The sequence below is a fragment of the Actinacidiphila glaucinigra genome (assembly GCF_900188405.1).
In the GTDB taxonomy this organism is placed as follows: domain Bacteria; phylum Actinomycetota; class Actinomycetes; order Streptomycetales; family Streptomycetaceae; genus Actinacidiphila; species Actinacidiphila glaucinigra.
This window is the reverse complement of the sequence record NZ_FZOF01000012.1, coordinates 101,320-116,995: the sequence shown is the minus strand read 5'-3', so window position 1 is coordinate 116,995 and position 15,676 is coordinate 101,320. Positions and strand designations below refer to the sequence as shown.

At 73.7% G+C, this 15,676-nt stretch carries 14 protein-coding genes, 1 tRNA gene and 1 pseudogene; 12 read left to right on the top strand and 4 right to left on the bottom strand.

The annotated features are described in order from the left end of the window. The first annotated feature begins 50 nt into the window (after positions 1-50). Positions 51-728, top strand: coding sequence for a response regulator transcription factor (locus tag CHF15_RS23725; protein WP_089225884.1), 678 nt, complete (start codon positions 51-53; stop codon positions 726-728). Then, complete coding sequence (locus CHF15_RS23720) at positions 725-2,113, top strand: sensor histidine kinase (protein WP_089225883.1); 1,389 nt, start codon at positions 725-727, stop codon at positions 2,111-2,113. The genes CHF15_RS23725 and CHF15_RS23720 overlap by 4 nt, the downstream gene beginning before the upstream one ends. Positions 2,114-2,187: 74 nt before the next feature. On the opposite strand, the gene CHF15_RS23715 is transcribed toward CHF15_RS23720, so the two are convergent. After that, entirely contained in the window at positions 2,188-2,430 is a 243-nt protein-coding gene (locus tag CHF15_RS23715) for a hypothetical protein (RefSeq protein WP_089225882.1), read from the bottom strand. A 299-nt stretch (positions 2,431-2,729) separates the two neighbouring features. Between CHF15_RS23715 and CHF15_RS23710 the strand changes: the two genes are divergently transcribed. Beyond that, the gene (locus CHF15_RS23710) at positions 2,730-3,173 is read left to right on the top strand and encodes an SRPBCC family protein (protein WP_089225881.1); all 444 of its coding nucleotides are present in this window, start codon (positions 2,730-2,732) and stop codon (positions 3,171-3,173) included. Positions 3,174-3,352: 179 nt separating this feature from the next. Continuing rightward, complete coding sequence (locus CHF15_RS23705; protein WP_143681626.1) at positions 3,353-3,697, top strand: glycoside hydrolase family 18 protein; 345 nt, start codon at positions 3,353-3,355, stop codon at positions 3,695-3,697. A gap of 93 nt (positions 3,698-3,790) precedes the next feature. Here the strand turns inward: CHF15_RS23705 and CHF15_RS23700 are convergent, their stop codons facing one another. Beyond that, positions 3,791-4,474, bottom strand: coding sequence for a TetR/AcrR family transcriptional regulator (locus CHF15_RS23700; RefSeq protein WP_089225879.1), 684 nt, complete (start codon positions 4,472-4,474; stop codon positions 3,791-3,793). Positions 4,475-4,734: 260 nt separating this feature from the next. Between CHF15_RS23700 and CHF15_RS23695 the strand changes: the two genes are divergently transcribed. The 7 genes and pseudogenes from CHF15_RS23695 (at position 4,735) to CHF15_RS23665 (ending at position 10,894) form a co-directional block, all read left to right on the top strand. Then, a complete protein-coding gene (locus CHF15_RS23695; RefSeq protein WP_089225878.1) occupies positions 4,735-5,619 on the top strand; it encodes a phosphatase PAP2 family protein in 885 nt (294 codons plus the stop codon). A gap of 147 nt (positions 5,620-5,766) precedes the next feature. Then, a complete protein-coding gene (locus tag CHF15_RS23690; protein ID WP_089225877.1) occupies positions 5,767-6,792 on the top strand; it encodes a hypothetical protein in 1,026 nt (341 codons plus the stop codon). Continuing rightward, positions 6,783-8,336, top strand: coding sequence for a hypothetical protein (locus CHF15_RS23685; protein ID WP_089225876.1), 1,554 nt, complete (start codon positions 6,783-6,785; stop codon positions 8,334-8,336). The genes CHF15_RS23690 and CHF15_RS23685 overlap by 10 nt, the downstream gene beginning before the upstream one ends. Further along, entirely contained in the window at positions 8,333-9,658 is a 1,326-nt protein-coding gene (locus CHF15_RS23680; protein WP_089225875.1) for an AAA domain-containing protein, read from the top strand. Before CHF15_RS23685 ends, CHF15_RS23680 begins: the two co-directional genes overlap by 4 nt. A gap of 77 nt (positions 9,659-9,735) precedes the next feature. Then, complete coding sequence (locus tag CHF15_RS23675; RefSeq protein WP_089225874.1) at positions 9,736-10,107, top strand: hypothetical protein; 372 nt, start codon at positions 9,736-9,738, stop codon at positions 10,105-10,107. A 112-nt stretch (positions 10,108-10,219) separates the two neighbouring features. Further along, positions 10,220-10,765: pseudogene (locus CHF15_RS23670) on the top strand (bifunctional DNA primase/polymerase); the annotation flags it as partial. Between the two features lie 56 nt (positions 10,766-10,821). Then, positions 10,822-10,894 (top strand) — tRNA-Lys (locus CHF15_RS23665). A 97-nt stretch (positions 10,895-10,991) separates the two neighbouring features. Here the strand turns inward: CHF15_RS23665 and CHF15_RS23660 are convergent. Next, positions 10,992-12,221 carry a M6 family metalloprotease domain-containing protein gene (locus tag CHF15_RS23660; RefSeq protein WP_089225872.1) on the bottom strand — a complete coding sequence of 410 codons (1,230 nt, stop codon included), beginning with the start codon at positions 12,219-12,221 and terminating at the stop codon, positions 10,992-10,994. Between the two features lie 4 nt (positions 12,222-12,225). After that, positions 12,226-13,365, bottom strand: a complete 1,140-nt coding sequence (locus tag CHF15_RS23655) for a M6 family metalloprotease domain-containing protein (RefSeq protein WP_089225871.1) — start codon at positions 13,363-13,365, stop codon at positions 12,226-12,228. 426 nt (positions 13,366-13,791) lie between these two features. Between CHF15_RS23655 and CHF15_RS23650 the strand changes: the two genes are divergently transcribed. Beyond that, the gene (locus CHF15_RS23650) at positions 13,792-15,666 is read left to right on the top strand and encodes a putative bifunctional diguanylate cyclase/phosphodiesterase (protein ID WP_089225870.1); all 1,875 of its coding nucleotides are present in this window, start codon (positions 13,792-13,794) and stop codon (positions 15,664-15,666) included. Positions 15,667-15,676: the final 10 nt, after the last annotated feature.

The window sequence follows — 15,676 nt, the reverse complement described above, 5'->3', positions numbered from 1 at the left end:
GACGTGCTCGCGCCCACCCGGCATCCCCCTGATGGGCTAGGTTGCGGGCCATGGCAAGTGTGCTCGTCGTCGAGGACGACCAGTTCGTGCGCTCCGCTCTCATCCGGCACCTCACCGAGGCCGCGCACACCGTACGGAGCGTGGGCACGGCCCTGGAGGCACTGCGGGAGGTCGCGCAGGTCGGTTTCGACGTGGTGATCCTGGACCTCGGCCTGCCGGACCTGGACGGAGCCGAGGCACTGAAGATGCTGCGCGGCATCACGGATGTGCCGGTCATCATCGCGACGGCGCGGGACGACGAGTCGGAGATCGTGCGGCTGCTCAACGCGGGCGCCGACGACTACCTCGTCAAGCCGTTCTCGGTCGAGCACCTGTCGGCCCGCATGGCGGCGGTGCTGCGCCGCTCCCGCACCCACGAGGCGGACCGGGTGCTGCGGGTGGGCGGGCTGCAGATCGACGTCCTGCGCCGCCAGGCCGTCCTGGACGGGGCTGCGCTGGACCTGACCCGCCGTGAGTTCGACCTGCTGTCCTTCCTGGCGGCCCGGCCGGGCGTGGTGGTGGCGCGGCGCGAGCTGCTGTCGGAGGTGTGGCAGCAGTCGTACGGCGACGACCAGACCATCGACGTCCACCTGTCCTGGCTGCGCCGCAAGCTGGGCGAGACGGCGGCCCGGCCGCGCTACCTGCACACACTGCGCGGGGTGGGAGTGAAGCTGGAGCCACCGCGGTGAGGTGGGCGCTGGTCAAGGTCTGCGTCGCGGTGACGGCCATGGTCGTCGTCGCCTTCGCGGTGCCGCTGGCGCTCACGGTCAGGGAGATGGCCCGCGACCGGGCGATCGGCAACGCGGAACGGCAGGCGGCGGCGATCGGCCCGGCGCTGGCGATCACCACCGACCGGACCCAGCTGGAGCGGGCGGTGGCGTCCACACAGGCGGGCGCCGACGGACGGATCGCGGTGCGGGTGCCGGCGACCGAGAGCACGGCCGGGGTGCAGATCGGCGACCCCCACGCGCCGGACGCCGACCTGGAACGGGCCTCGGAACTGGGCCGGGCCTCCACCGTCCCGGTGGCCGGGGGCTACGCCCTGCTGCAGCCGACCGCGGTCAGCTCGGGGTCGGTGGCGGTGGTCGAGGTGTTCGTGCCGGACGGCGAGGTCAGCCGCGGGGTCACCGCCGCGTGGGCGGTGCTGGCGCTGGTCGGCGTGGGCCTGATCGTGGGTGCGGTGGCCGTGGCGGACCGGCTGGGCACCCGCATGGTGCGCCCCGCCAAGCGCCTCGCGGAGGCCGCGCACGGCCTGGGGCGCGGGGACCTGACCGTACGCGTCCCGGAGGACGGCCCGGCCGAACTGCGCTCGGCCGCCGTGGCGTTCAACGCGATGGCGGACCAGGTGGTGCAACTGCTCGCCAACGAGCGGGAGCTGGCCGCCGACCTGTCGCACCGGCTGCGCACCCCGCTGACGGTGCTGCGGCTCAACGCCGCCTCGCTCGGCGACGGCCCGGCCGGGGAGCAGACCCGGCACGCGGTGGCCCAGCTGGAGCGCGAGGTGGACCAGATCATCCGCGCCGCCCGGGCCCAGCAGGCGCAGAGCCAGCCGGTCACCGTGGGATGCGACGCGGCCAAGGTGATCCGGGAGCGGATGGCCTTCTGGTCGGCGCTCGCCGAGGACCAGGGACGCGAGGTGCGCACCGCCGGCGTCGAACGCCCCGTACGGGTGCCGGTGGTGCGGAGCGACCTGGTGGCGTCGCTGGACGCCATGCTCGGCAACGTCTTCCGGCACACCCCGGAGGGCACGGCCTTCGCGGTGGACGTGCACAGCAGCCAGGAGGCGGTGATCGTGCTGGTCTCCGACGCCGGCCCGGGCATCACGGACCCGGCGGCGGCGATGCGGCGCGGCCAGGGCGCGGGCGGGGACGGTTCGACGGGCCTCGGGCTGGACATCGTACGGCGCCTCGCGGAATCGACCGGGGGCGACGTGCGCCTGGGCGCCTCCGTGCTGGGCGGCGCGGAGATCCGGGTGTGGATCGCGCTGCGGCCGCTCGCGGCGGGCGGGAAGCGGAACCACCGGGTGGTACGCCGCAGGCGGCTGAAGCGGCCCGCCGCGGCCACGGAGGCCTGAACCGCGGCGGACCCCGGTGGTCCCCTGCCTCCGGGACCCGGCCGGGGCTCCGGCCGGATCCCGCGACCGGCGGGTCATCCCCAGTAGACGTCGCAGTAGTCGTAATAGACGTAGTAGGCGTCCTCCCCGGTGTAGCAGTAGTCGTCGGTGACGTATCCGTTCACGGCGCCGGCCCGTGCCGAAGCCGCAGTCGACGCCGACGCCGACGCCGATTCCGGAGCCGCGAACGCGGTGGTGGGGATCAGGGCGCCTCCCGCGGCCAGGACGGCGGAAGCGGCGAGGACCAGCAGGCGCCGTGTGCGAGGTGTGCGAGTCATGGGACGTCTCCTTCGGTGTGAGGTTGCGGTGAGGGGAACGGGCCGAACGGTCCGGCCAGGGCGGTTCCCCCGGGTCATCCGTTCCGTGTGCACCCATGACTCCATTGACCCCGGCCCGCCGCGCCGCGTCACCTCCCGGGAATTCGGGGCTTGACATGCGCCGGCGCCGCGCTCGGCGGAGGGCCGGTCCGGCGCTGCCGTCGGCGTCTGCTCGGAAAAGCACCGATGACCGATGAGTTCCGGGTCCGGCCCCCGTCTACCGTGCGGCGACCCGACAACAGCGAGACACGGAGCATGAGATGACCACGGAACAGACGACGGCGGCGGGCTTCTCCTACACGTTGGAGCGGACGTTGGAGAGTCCCGTGCCGGCGGTGTGGAACGCCTGGACGACTGCGGAGTCGTACGCGCAGTGGTCCTACGCCGCCCCCGGATCCGTCGAGATGGACGTGCGGCCGGGAGGGACGTGGAAGGCGACGATGGTCACCCCGGACGGCGGGCAGTTCCCGTTGACCGGCTCGTACTCCGAGGTCGAGGAGAACCGGCGTCTGGTGATCGGCATGGACGTACCCGGGAGGGCCGAGCCGGTGCTCATGACGGTCGAACTCACCGAGCAGGGCGCGCACCGGACCCGCATCGTGGTGGCCCAGACCTGCGACACCGCCGCGGATCGCGACCTCGCCGAGCAGGGCACCACCATGCTCCTGGACAGCCTGACGGCATTCCTCGGCACCGCCAGCTGACCCACCACGGCCGCCCGCGACCAGGCCGGGGCCGGGGCGCGTCCCGTCGGGCTTCACGCCCGCGGTACTCGCGCCCCACCTGATCACGCGCTTAGCCCGATCTTAAGCGCGCCATAAGAAGTCGAACGCCCGCACAGCTCTGGGCATTTGTCCGAATCGGCAGCGCTAGCGTGCGGCCCATGAGGAACTCACATCGTCGTCGTCCCACCCGCGGGGTCGCCCTCCTCGGAGGTGTGACCGCGGGTGCGGTCGACGCGACCGGGGCCCTCGCGGTCGACATCACGGCGATGGACTACGGCCCCTGCTTCAGCGGCGACATGGACGCCTACGCAATCGACGCCGCCACCGCCACCGCCACCACCGCCGCCAAGGGACAACTCAAGGGCGTGCTCGGGCTGTCGGACGCCGCCGCCTGGAACAAGCAGCGCGCCGGGGGCGCCGGGAACGTCGCCGACCCGACCTGCGGTTCGGTCCTCCAGGAGGCGGGCGCCTTCTCCAATGCCTACACGGCCTACGGCGGCTGAGGCCGCACGCGACCATTTCCGCCCCCCACACGGGCGCCCCGGCCGGCAGTTCAGCACCCCCGCCCCGGCCGGGGCGTTCCCGTGTGCGCGGGCTCAGTTGCGGATCAGACCGTCCAGCAGCGCGGACAGCCCGGCCTCGTACTGCGCCTGGCCCGACTGCTGGGCCGCGACGAGTTCGGGGGCCAGGCCCACGAGCGAGGGGTAGCTGTCCGGCGGCAGGGCGGCGAGCCGGCTGCGGATCTTCTCGCGCAGCCCGGCCTCGGCCTCCTCGCACTCCGCGCGATTGCGGCGCACGACCCACAGGGCGGCGCCGACCGTGTACTGCATCAGCGCCACTTGGGCGCGCGCGGCGGCGGACGGGTCCAGTCCCGCCGTGATCAGCAGGCAGAGCATGCGGTCGATGACGGCGATGGGCTCGTCGCCGCGGAGCGGGCGGCTGGTGAGCAACTGGAGCGCGGAGGGATGCTCACTGAAAAGCCGGTACACACCGACACAGAGTTCAATAAGCTGCCCGCGCGGCGGGCCGGTGCCGGAGGGCAGCTCGATCTCGCCGAGCAGTCGTTCGTTGACCGCGTCGATGATCTCGTCCTTGCCCTTGAAGTGGGAGTAGACGGCCATGGTGCCGACGCCGAGCTCCTGGGCGAGCGCACGCATGGTGAAGGCCTCGGGCCCGTGGCGGTCGAGGAGCGCGACGGCGGCGTCGAGGATGCGGTCCGGGTTCAGGGTGTTACGGGGGACGCGGCGCCGTGGGGAGCGGGCCGGCGGGGTGACAGTCATGAGGGATGTGTGTCCGGTCGGGGGGAATCGTGGGTGAGCGGTCGGGAGGTTGAGCGGTTTCCTTGATTCTCCCGCGTTCCGGGGCAACCCGGGGAGGTGGCGGGGCGTCTTTTCGCACGTCTTCCCGAGCACAGTCGTTTGAATCCAGGACGAATCGGAGGTGAAGGGAATAGGCGGGGCCGGTGCCCGGGTTGGTTAGCGTACGTCGTACGGTAGTCCGATGTGACTCTCAAAGGGAGAGATGGGGGGAGAACGGCCGGATGACCATGAGCATGACCGCCCCGCGGGCGTCCGCCTACCGGGGCGGCCTCCGCTGGTGGACCGAGCTGCCGCTGATCGCGGTGGTCTACGGCCTCTACACCGCGGGCCGCCTCCTCGTACGCGGCGACGTGGGCCGGGCAGTCGACCACGGCATCGCCATACTCCACCTCGAGAGCGCGCTCAGCATCGATCCGGAGCGCTGGCTCAACTCCCTCTTCAGCCGCTACCGGGCGCTCGGCGTTCCCGCCGACTTCTGGTACGCCTCACTCCACTACCTGGTCACCCCGCTGGTGCTGGTCTGGCTCTGGCGCCGGCGGCCGACCGTCTACCGCCTCGCCCGCACCTGGCTGCTGGTGTCCACCCTCATCGGGCTGATCGGCTTCACGCTCATGCCCACCGCCCCGCCGCGGCTGCTGGCCGCCGGCCACGGCTTCGTCGACACCATGGCGCAGTACGGCTCGTACGGCTGGTGGGGCGCGGAGGCGAGCGCGCCGCGCGGACTGGGCGGGATGACCAACCAGTACGCCGCCATGCCGAGCCTGCACGTCGGCTGGTCCCTGTGGTGCGGCATCATGCTCTGGCGCCACGGGCGCAGCTCCTTCGTCCGCGCCCTGGGCGTCCTCTACCCCCTCGGCACGACCCTGGTGGTCATGGGCACCGCGAACCACTACCTGCTGGACGCCCTGGCCGGCATCGCCGTGATGGGCATCGGACTCCTCCTGGCGCGCCCCGCGCTGCGTGTGGTGGACCTCACACGGGACGCCGCGCGCACCCGGTTCGCGACACCACGGCCCGCCTCCTCCACGGTCGTCGCGACCTCCCGCGACGTCGCCCCGGCGGACGTGGGGATCCTGCCGGCACCGGCGGTCGAACCTCGGCGATGACACCGGGCCGGGGGCCGCGGACCGGCGGCGTCCGCATTGTGGCCCGCGTTGTCGGTGGGTGGTGCGAGACTTGCGCGGGTGAGCACTACGCACGATCTGCGAGAGCGGCTGGCCGCGCTGCGTGGCCCGACGACCGTGCCGCGCCCGATGGACGCGCGCGCCCTGGCGGCGCTCGCCGCGAACCCCGGGTGCCGGCGCCGGGCGCTGATGGACGCCGCGGGGGTGGACAAGGCGGCCGTGGCCCGCGTGCTGGGCAACCCCGCGCCCTTCGGGCAGTCCCAGTTCGCTTTCGTACGCGGACATGCCTTCGAGGCACGGGTGAAGGCCGAGGGGTGCGCCGAACTGCTGCGCCTGCTGGGCGCGCCCGAGAGCACGGAGGCCGTGCTGCCCGACCTGTCCGCCCCGGGCCCCGAGGGCAGGGTGGCCCGTACCCGCCTCGCGCTCAAGGAGGCGACCGCGGCGGGCCGGTGGACGCTGCTCGACCACCCCCTGCTCGTGCTCGAGGTCGCGGACTCCCCCGTCTACCTCGAGCCGGACGCCATCGCGGTGCGGCCGGACGGCTCGTGGACGGTGGTGGAGGTCAAGTCCTTCCCGATCCTCGACGGTTCCGCGGACGCGGTGAAGGTCGGCGCCGCCGCCCGGCAGGCCGCGGTGTACGTCCTGGCGCTGGAGCGGCTGGGGTTCGGCACCCCGGAGCACCGGGTGCTGCTGGTCTGCCCCAAGGACTTCTCCAACCTGCCCGCCGCCGAGTTCGTCGACGTCCGCAAGCAGTTGTCGGTCACCCGGCGGCAGCTGACCCGGCTGACGCGGATCGAGGAGATCGCCGCCGCCCTGCCCGAGGGCACGACCTTCGACCTGCGGCTCGCCGACGACGGACGGACGGCGACCCGCCCCGCCGCGGAGCTCTCCGACGCGGTGGACCAGTTGCCCGCGGCGTACGCGCCCGAGTGCCTGGCCAGTTGCGAGCTGTCCTTCCACTGCCGCGAACAGGCCCGGGGCTGCGGCGCGGTGGAGGTCCTCGGCCGCGGTGTGCGCGGTGAACTGGGCGCGCTGACCGAAGTGGAGCAGGTGCTGGCGGCCGCGCTGGGCACCGAGGGCGATCCCGACGACCCCGCGGTCGCCGCGCTGCGGCGCGCGCACGCCCTGCGGGCGGAGGCCCTGGGATGTCGCTGATCTCGGTGCTGGCCCGGGCGGAGGCCATGGCGACCGGCCGGGCGACCCCGCTGGCGACGGCGCGCCACCGCCATCTGTCGGACCGGCCGCTGGTCTTCGTCCCGCTGACCACCGCGGGCGAGGTGGGCGCCCCGCTGGGCGCCCTGGTCGGCACGGACCGGGACGAGCCCCGGCTGCTTGCGGTGCCGCAGCCACGTGACCGCGATCTGCGCTTCGCCTTCCTGGCCGAGCTGGCGCAGGTGGTGCTGCCCTACCTGGAGTCCTACGCGGACGACACGGAGACCGAGCCGGCGACCCGCAACAGGGAAAAGTCGGAGGTCTGCGCCGACGCGCCCCAGATCGTGGTCGCGAACACCTCCGCGGTGGAGTACGTGCGCCTGCTCGGGCGCTCCACCCGCTTCCGCCGCACCGCCGAGGACGACCCCGACGAGCCGCACCCGGTGCCGGCCCGGGTGCCGTTGCTCGGCCGCTGGCTCACCCACTACGGGGAGCGCGCCCGCACCCCCGGCTCCGCGCTGCTGCTGTCCGCGACCGAACTGCTCACCCGGCACTGGGCGACGGGCCAGAGCAACCTCGAGGACCAGCACCTGGGCGCCCTGCTGGCCTGGGTCGAGCCTCCGGAGGGCATGACGGGCATCGAGGCGGCCCGCCGGGCGGAGTCCCACCGCGGCCCGGACGGCCTGCTGGTGTTCCCGCCGGCCGGCCCCGCGACCGACCCCGTCTTCGACAACACGGTGCTCGCCCCGGCCGCCGCCCGCTACGACGCGGGGATCACCGGGGCCGGGGAGGAGATCGCCCGCCTGCTGGCCGGCCAGATGCGCCCGACCTGGGACGCGGTGTGGCGGTCGATGGACCTGCTGCGAGAGCTGCCCGAGGGCGCCCACGTCGCGGACCGCTGGAAACGCGACCGCTGGTCGTACACCTCCCACCGGGACCGGGTACGCGCCGGGGAGCCGCCGCAGCCCCGCCGCGACGACGCCGTGTCGGCGGCGCAGAAGCTCGCCGGCCGGGAGACCGCGCAGGTGCGGCTGGAGGCCCAGGAGGCACTGGACGACCCGCTGGTGATGGCCGGGCGGCGGCTGGCCGGGGAGGCCTTCGCGGGCCGGGTCGACCGGGTGGAGATGGCGATGAGCGAGGGCAAGGTGCCCAAGCCGCGCCCGCTGGTGACGGTTCTCACACAGGACCGCCCGCATCTGGACGAGGACGCGAAGCTTTACCGCGCGCTGCCGGACGGCCGTACGCAGCAGGCCCGGTTCGTGGAGTGGGCCGGCTCCGGCGCGGTGCTCCTGCGGGTGGTGAACGGCATGGGCCGCGGCAAGGTCCCCGACCCCGGCACGGTGCCGGAGGAAGGGGACGAGGTGTGCTGGACGTTGTTCGAGCACGCGCCGCGCGGCGGCGCGGGGCTGCCGGAGCCGGAGGACACCCCGTGGACCCACGGCGGGCCCCCGGGCGCGGCGGCCGCGACCGTGACCGCGGACACGCCCACGGCGCCCGTCGCCGTCACCGAGAGCCCTGACCTCGCGACCACGGAGGACTATCTGTGAGCCCGGTGAGCGACGCCGCCCGGGCGGCCGGCACCGCGACCGAGCGGATCCTGCACGACACCCTGCACGGGACACACCGCGGCGTCGTCGTGGACTCCCCGCCCGGCGCGGGCAAGTCGACGCTGGTGGTGCGCGCCGCGCAGGAGCTGGTCGCGGCCGGCGAGTCCCTGATGGTGGTCGCCCAGACCAACGCGCAGGTGGACGATCTGGTGGACCGGCTGGCGACCGCCGACCCCGGGCTGCCGATCGGCCGGCTGCACGGCAGCGACTCGCCGCCGGACCCGGTGCTCGACCGCCACGAGGCGGTGCTGAAGTCGGCGAAGGCGGCCGACCTCGCCGGGGCCAAGGTGGTGATCGCGACCGCCGCGAAGTGGGCCTTCGTCAAGGACGTGGAGCCCTGGCGGCACGCCATCGTCGACGAGGCGTACCAGATGCGCTCGGACGCGCTGCTGCAGGTGGCCGGGTTGTTCGAGCGGGCGCTGTTCGTCGGCGACCCCGGCCAGCTGGACCCGTTCAGCGTGGTCGGCGCCGAGCAGTGGGCGGGGCTGAGCTACGACCCGTCGGCCAGTGCGGTGGTCACCCTGCTGGCCCACAACCCGGGGCTGCCGCAGCACCGGTTGCCGGTGTCCTGGCGGCTGCCGGCCTCCGCCGCGCCGCTGGTCTCGGACGCCTTCTACCCCTACACCCCGTTCCGCAGCGGCACCGGCCACGGGGACCGGCGGCTCTCCTTCGGCGTGCCCGGCGACGGCTCGGGCCCGGACCGGGTGGTGGACGAGGCCGCCGCGTCGGGCTGGGGACTGCTGGAGCTGCCCGCACGGCGCACCCCGCGGACCGACCCCGAGGCGGTGCGCGCGATCGCGCTGGTCGTCCGGCGGCTGCTGGACCGCGGCGGCGTGGCGGTCTCCGAACGGGGCACCGCCCCGGTGGGCCCGGACCGGATCGCGGTGGGCACGGCCCACCGCGACCAGGCAGCCGCGGTCCGTGCGGCGCTGGCGGACCTGGGGGTGACCGGGGTCACCGTGGACACCGCCAACCGGCTGCAGGGCCGGGAGTTCGACGTCACCGTGGTGCTGCACCCGCTGTCGGGGCGCCCGGACGCCACGGCGTTCCATCTGGAGACCGGACGCCTGTGCGTGCTGGCCTCGCGCCACCGGCACGCGTGCATCGTGGTGTGCCGGGCGGGGGTCTCGGAACTGCTGGACGAGCACCCCTCGACGGAGCCGGTGCAGCTGGGCGTGACGGTGAAGTTCCCGGACGGCTGGGAGGCCAACCACGCCGTGCTGGCCCACCTGTCCGAGCACCGTGTGACCTGGCGGCCGTAGCGCGCCCGCCGTCCGCCCGGGGCACTCTTGCGCGGGGCGGGACAATGGAAGGCGCCGACGATCCTGGAGGTACGTTCATGTCCGAGCCGCAGTCGGCTCACAGCGCGGCGGGAAAGCAGCCCGCCCCGCGCCTGAAACCCGCCCAGCTGCTGTTCGAGCCCGCCGCCCTGGCCGAGGACGAGGAGCACTTCTTCGACCTGGAGTCCATCGAGGACCCCCGTGAGCTCCTGGGCCGCGCGTCCGAGCTCACCCTCGCCTTCCGGGCGGCCGCGGACCGGGCGACGGAGTTCCAGGCCATAGCCGCCGCGCAGCTCGCCGACCCCAAGCGTTTCGACCGGCTGACCCCCGCCGCCATCGGTGAGCAGGCGGGCTGGTCGGAGGATTACGCCAAGCGGATGATCGAGTTCGGCGAGGGCCTGATGCGGGGCGGCGACGCGGCGCTGTCCTGACGGCGCACCTGGCATATGCGGTCGGGGCAAGGTACCCGACACATGGCGGGCGTGTCCGGCCTTCGGGCGATGTCGTGTAGCGAAACGTTCACTCACGGTAGTTGTATGGGTCATGAGTGATTGGCAGTGGCACACATGGCCGGGGGGCGTGCCGGAGTCCGCCTCCCACCCATATCCGTACGCGCAGTACCCCACCCCCGACGGGGCCGACTGGCTCGCCTCCTCCAGCGCCTTCCCGCGCAGCGTGCGCGCCCTGTGGTCCGCGCGGCCCACGGCGCCCAGCGTGCTGCCCTGCGGGACGGCCTTCGACGCGGTGAACCTGCCGGCCCTGTTCGGACGCCGGGTCCTGGAGCACCTGTGGTCCGCGGGCCCGGGCTCCGGCCCGGCCGCAACGCTGCGCGGCCGGCTGCTGCTGCTCGCCGAGCCGGGCACCGCCGCACGCCTCCCCTCGCTGCTGACCTGGGAGGAGTGGGGGCCGGCGGTGCCGCCGGTGCTGTGCCACGGCGCCGGGGACTCGGTGGCGCTGCCCCCGCCGTACAGCGACACCGGTCACGGGCGCTCGCGCTGGCTGGTGGCCCCCGACACACGCCGCCCCTGGCTCCCCGGGGCCGACGTCCTGCTGTGGGCCTGCGTCCGCGCGGCCCGCGCGGAGGCCGGTTGATTATCGATTTTCACCCGCCCGCAAGCGGATGCTAATGTCTACGACGTCAGCGAGCGCCGCTAGCTCAACTGGCAGAGCAGCTGACTCTTAATCAGCGGGTTCGGGGTTCGAGTCCCTGGCGGCGCACTCACGGCAAGGCCGTTGACCTGGGCGCTCTCCCATCGGGAGGGCGCCTTTCGTCATGTCCGGCCGCGTCTTCGGCCGCGGGTCCCGAACGCCGGCTCTAGGGGCCGTCCCACAGCGGGCGCGAGGTGGTGATCCGCACGGTCCAGCCCTCGTCGTCCGGGTCGCGGCCGAGGACCTCGACGGTGAGGCCGCGGGCGCGGTCGGTGAAGCGTCCGCCGGAGGAGAACGGGGCGTCGTTGAGCGCGTTGAAGGTGGCGCTGCTGTACTCGCAGGCGGTCGTACGCGGGTGGGCGTCCTCCACGGTGACGGGCCCGTGCCCCGAGTCGACGTCGGTGCGCACCTGGTAGACCAGCACCCCTTCGCGGCAGGCCTCGCTGTCGTTGCCGCGGGTGGCGCGCGCCTCGACGACGTACGCCCGGGTCCGGCCGAGGGGGATGACGGCCGCCTTGCGGCCGCCGGGCACCTCGACCGGCGTGAGGTGCACCGAGCGGGCTCCCGGGTCGCGGACGCAGACGACCTGCCAGTCGTCGAGCCAGCCCAGCCGCCACTTGTGCCAGGCGAAGAGGTCGCCCTGCAGCCCCCAGTCCAGGGACATGCTGTCCCACTGGCCGGCGAGGGTGTCGGTGTGCCCGAAGTCCTCGACGGAGTACAGGTCGGGCAGCCCGAAGGCGTGGCCGTTCTCGTGGCTGAGCACCCGCGCGCCGGACTGGTCGTGGCCGTAGACCAGCGAGACCCGGTCCAGGCTCGTGCCGTCGTCGGTGGTGGCGGCCGAGGCGCCGGTCCAGGTCACCGAGAGGACGGCCTGTTCCGCGGGCGGCCCGGCGTTGGGCGTCACCAGGACGTTGACCAGGTCGTACCCGGAGAAGTCGATCCGGCGGTCGGCGACGCGCAGCAGGTCCCGCATCATGGCCGTGTGCGTGCGCCAGCCGTAGCCGCGCCCTATCCCGTACGACTGGAAGGGCTTCGGCATGCGGATGTAGCGCAGCACCGGCGTGGAGACGTACCGCAGCTTCCCGTACGAGGCGCGGTAGAACCAGTGCCGCACGGCGGGGAAGAACTCGCTGTAGCGCTCGGCGGCGCTGTAGGGGGCGTGCTTGTCGGGGAAGTCGACGAGCAGGGTGAGGGCCCGCACCTCACCGGTGGCGCGGGCGAACTGACGGCCGTCCGCGCCGCCGAAGCCCTCGGACATCGTGACGCCCGGCGCGGCGCGCAGCGCGCAGGGACGGTCGGCCGGCGGTGCCGCGGCGGGCACGCCCTCGGTGACGGCGGTGCTGCCTGCCGCGAGGAGGAGCACCGCCACGACCGCGAGTGCCCGGGGACCGCGCATCGCCTCAGCCCTGGGTGACCTGGACGGTCCAGGACCCGTCGGAGTGGCGGTCGGCGACGTGGACGCGCGCCGACCGGCCGAGGGCATAGGTCTCTCCCGTCCGCAGCGGCGCGTCGGCCAGCGGCGGGTACACCGAGGACTCCCGGCAGGCGTCGCTGGCGGGGTGGGCGTCGACGACGTCCACGGGGCCGTCGCCTGACGACACATCGGCCCGGACGCGGTACATCAGCACGCCCTGGCTGCAGGTGAGGCGGTCGTTGCCGAGGGCGGCGCGGGCCTCGATGGCGACGGCGCCCTCCAGCCCCGCGGGCAGCACCAGCAGCTTGGTGCCGCCGGGCTGCTCCACGGGGCTCAGGCGGAAGGTGTGCGTGCCGCCCTCGGTGACGCAGCGGACCTGCGACTGCCGGAGCCAGCCCAGCTTCCACTTGTGCCAGGCGAAGAAGTCGGGGGACAGCCCGAACTGACTGCCCATGAGGTCCCAGTCGCCGACGTGGGTGTCCCAGTCGGCGTTGCTGCCCGCGGGCGGCCGGTAGTAGAGGTCGGGGAGGTCGAAGGCGTGCCCGGTCTCGTGGGCCAGCACGTTGATGTCCGGCGGGTGGCCCTCGAAGACGGTGACGAAGCGGTGCAGGTCCGCGCCGTCGACCCGGACCGGCCGGCCCAGGTTGACCACCTTCGTGGCGTCGGGGTCGACACCCGGCGCGTCGGGGTCGGCGACCAGGTAGACGACCCCGTACCGGGAGAAGTCCACCTGCCCGTCGGCCGCCACCACGGCATCGCGCAGATAGCGGGCGCGCAGGGCCGGGCTCCAGTCCCGGCCGATGCCGTACGAGGTGGACGGCGCGGGCATACGCAGCCAGTGCGGCAGCAGCCGCGGCCGCAGCCGGAAGGTCCCGTACGAGGCCTGCGCGAAGAAGTCGGCGGTGGCCGGGAAGTGATCGGCCGCCAGTTCGCCCGGGCTGATGGTGGGGGCGGCGTCGGGGAACGCCAGGAACACCATCAGCGCGTCAACGTCGCCACGGGCCCGCGGGTAGGCGGTGTTCCAGGCGCTGACGCCCTCGGAGTGGTGGGCCCGGGTCCGCGACAGGGCGCACAGCGAGGAGTCCGAGCCCCCCGCCGCGGGGCCGGTGACCAGCGTCCACGCCACGACGGCCGCAAAGACGCTGACGGCGGCGACGACCGCCCGGAGCCCACCGTGGGCATGCCCGCGGACGCTCCGGCGGAACCGCCGATGCGCACGTATGGGTAGCCCTGACAGCGGCACGTGGACCTCCCGTACGGGGTCGGGACACCCACATCACGCTGCTACGGTTTGCTATGTTTTGCCCCGTTGTGCTGCGCCGCCCGGGTTACCGTCCGATCACTACAGTGCGTAATGAGTGACGAAAACCGATCAATGGAATTCAGTGGCCAATCACAAATGATCAAGATCGTCTGCCACGTGCCGAGAATCACCACGACGGCGGTGGCCGGGCCAATTCCCCAACGTCTATGATCGGCACATTTCCAGCATGAACGCCGCCTCTTGGCGGTCATTCGATTCCTCCACGACCATGTGTGCGAGACGACAGATATGCGGGAGCCAGCGGTGGGCGGACCCTCGGGAGGCCCGGACCCCGAACCCGAGGCGACGGCCACGACGGTCACTCAGCGTCATGCTTCGGCCCCGGAACGGTCGGTCCAGGAGCGGTCCGCCCCGGAGGTGCGCGACTACCGCGCCGCCTTCAACGTGGCGCGGCTGCCGATGGCGCTGGTCGACTCCGACGGCCGGGTGCGGGAGGCCAATCCGGCGTTCGGCGCGCTGCTCGGCGCGGATCCGGTGCTGCTCACCACCCGCACCGCGGCGGAGCTGGTCGGCCTCACCGGCGCCGGCGGCGAGGCGCCCCCGCTCGGGGAGAGCCCGGAGTACGCCGAGTACGCCGAGTACGAGGACGTGCTGACCGGACGGCGCGGGGAGTTGCGCCGCACCAGACCCGTGTGCGGACCGGACGGGCGCACGGTCTGGGCCGAGGTCGTCGTGGTGCCCGTCCCCGGCGGAGCGCTGGTGTCCGTGGAGGACCTGGGCGAGACCCGCGAACTGCGCGAGCAGCTGCGCCACTTGCGGATGCACGACCCGGTCACCCGGCTCCCCAACCGGCAGTTGTTCTTCGAGCGCCTCGCCACCGCCCTGGAGGGCGCGGACAGCCGCACCGGCCGGATCGGCCTGTGCTACCTCGACCTCGACGGCTTCAAGGCGATCAACGACACCCTCGGCCACCGGGTCGGCGACCGGCTGCTCAAGGCCGTCGCCGGCCGGCTCTCGGACTGCGCGGCCCGACTCGCGCGGAGCGGGACCCTCGTCGCACGGCTGGGCGGGGACGAGTTCGCCGTCCTCGTCGAGGACTCCACCGGCACCGGGCAGGCCACCGGCCTCGCCGAGTCCGTACTCGCGGCGCTGCAGCTGCCGTTCGACCTCGCCGGGCAGCGCCTGGCGGTCTCGGCGAGCATCGGCGTCGTCGAGCGCGAGGCCGCCGGGGCCACCGCCACGGGCATCATGCAGGCCGCCGACACCACGCTGTACTGGGCCAAGGCCGACGGCAAGGCCCGCTGGACGCTCTTCGACCCCGAGCGCAACGCCCACCGGATGACCAAGCAGGCGCTGTCCAGCACCCTGCGGCAGGCCGTGGAGCGCGGGGAGTTCGCGCTGGAGTACCAGCCGCTGGTCGAGCTGGGCAGCGGCAGTCTGCGCGGGGTCGAGGCCCTGGTGCGCTGGCAGCACCCGCACTTCGGGCTGCTCGGGCCGAACCGCTTCATCCCGCTGGCGGAGGAGAACGGCTCCATCGTCCAGCTGGGCCGCTGGGTGCTCGCCGAGTCCTGCCGCCAGGCCCGGCAGTGGCAGAAGGACTGGCCGGACGACCCGATCTTCGTCAGCGTCAACGTCGCCGTGCGCCAGGTCTGGGACTCCGATCTGGTCGCCGACGTCGCGGAGATCCTCGACGACACCGGGCTGCCGGCCGGGCTGCTGCAGCTGGAGCTCACCGAGTCGGCGGTGATGGGCTCGGCCGGCCGGCCGCTGCAGGCGCTGCACGCCCTGCAGGAGATGGGCGTGCGCATCGCCATCGACGACTTCGGCACCGGCTACTCCAACCTGGCCTACCTCAGCCGGCTGCCGGTCTCCGCGCTCAAGCTCGACGGCAGCTTCGTGCACGGCTTCCGCGACGGCCTGCACCCCAACCCGGCCGACGAGACGATCGTCGAGGCGCTGGTGCAGCTCGCCCACCGGCTCGGGCTGACCGTGACCGCCGAGTGCGTGGAGAACGCCGAGCAGGCGGAGCGGCTGCGCCGGATCGGCTGCGACACCGGGCAGGGGTGGCTGTACTCGCGTCCCGTGCCGCCCGAGGCGATCGCCGCGCTGCGCGGCGACGTGCCGGGCCCCGGACCGGGCCCCGGCGAAGGACCCGGGGAATAGCCGGAGCCGC

Bases quoted from the DNA above. Each gene is read 5' to 3' on its own strand.
- CHF15_RS23725 (WP_089225884.1), top strand. From the start codon at position 51: ATGGCAAGTGTGCTCGTCGTCGAGGACGACCAGTTCGTGCGCTCCGCT.
- CHF15_RS23715 (WP_089225882.1), bottom strand. From the start codon at position 2,430: ATGACTCGCACACCTCGCACACGGCGCCTGCTGGTCCTCGCCGCTTCC.
- CHF15_RS23710 (WP_089225881.1), top strand. From the start codon at position 2,730: ATGACCACGGAACAGACGACGGCGGCGGGCTTCTCCTACACGTTGGAG.
- CHF15_RS23705 (WP_143681626.1), top strand. From the start codon at position 3,353: ATGAGGAACTCACATCGTCGTCGTCCCACCCGCGGGGTCGCCCTCCTC.
- CHF15_RS23700 (WP_089225879.1), bottom strand. From the start codon at position 4,474: ATGACTGTCACCCCGCCGGCCCGCTCCCCACGGCGCCGCGTCCCCCGT.
- CHF15_RS23695 (WP_089225878.1), top strand. From the start codon at position 4,735: ATGACCATGAGCATGACCGCCCCGCGGGCGTCCGCCTACCGGGGCGGC.
- CHF15_RS23690 (WP_089225877.1), top strand. From the start codon at position 5,767: ATGGACGCGCGCGCCCTGGCGGCGCTCGCCGCGAACCCCGGGTGCCGG.
- CHF15_RS23685 (WP_089225876.1), top strand. From the start codon at position 6,783: ATGTCGCTGATCTCGGTGCTGGCCCGGGCGGAGGCCATGGCGACCGGC.
- CHF15_RS23675 (WP_089225874.1), top strand. From the start codon at position 9,736: ATGTCCGAGCCGCAGTCGGCTCACAGCGCGGCGGGAAAGCAGCCCGCC.
- CHF15_RS23660 (WP_089225872.1), bottom strand. From the start codon at position 12,221: ATGCGCGGTCCCCGGGCACTCGCGGTCGTGGCGGTGCTCCTCCTCGCG.
- CHF15_RS23650 (WP_089225870.1), top strand. From the start codon at position 13,792: ATGCGGGAGCCAGCGGTGGGCGGACCCTCGGGAGGCCCGGACCCCGAA.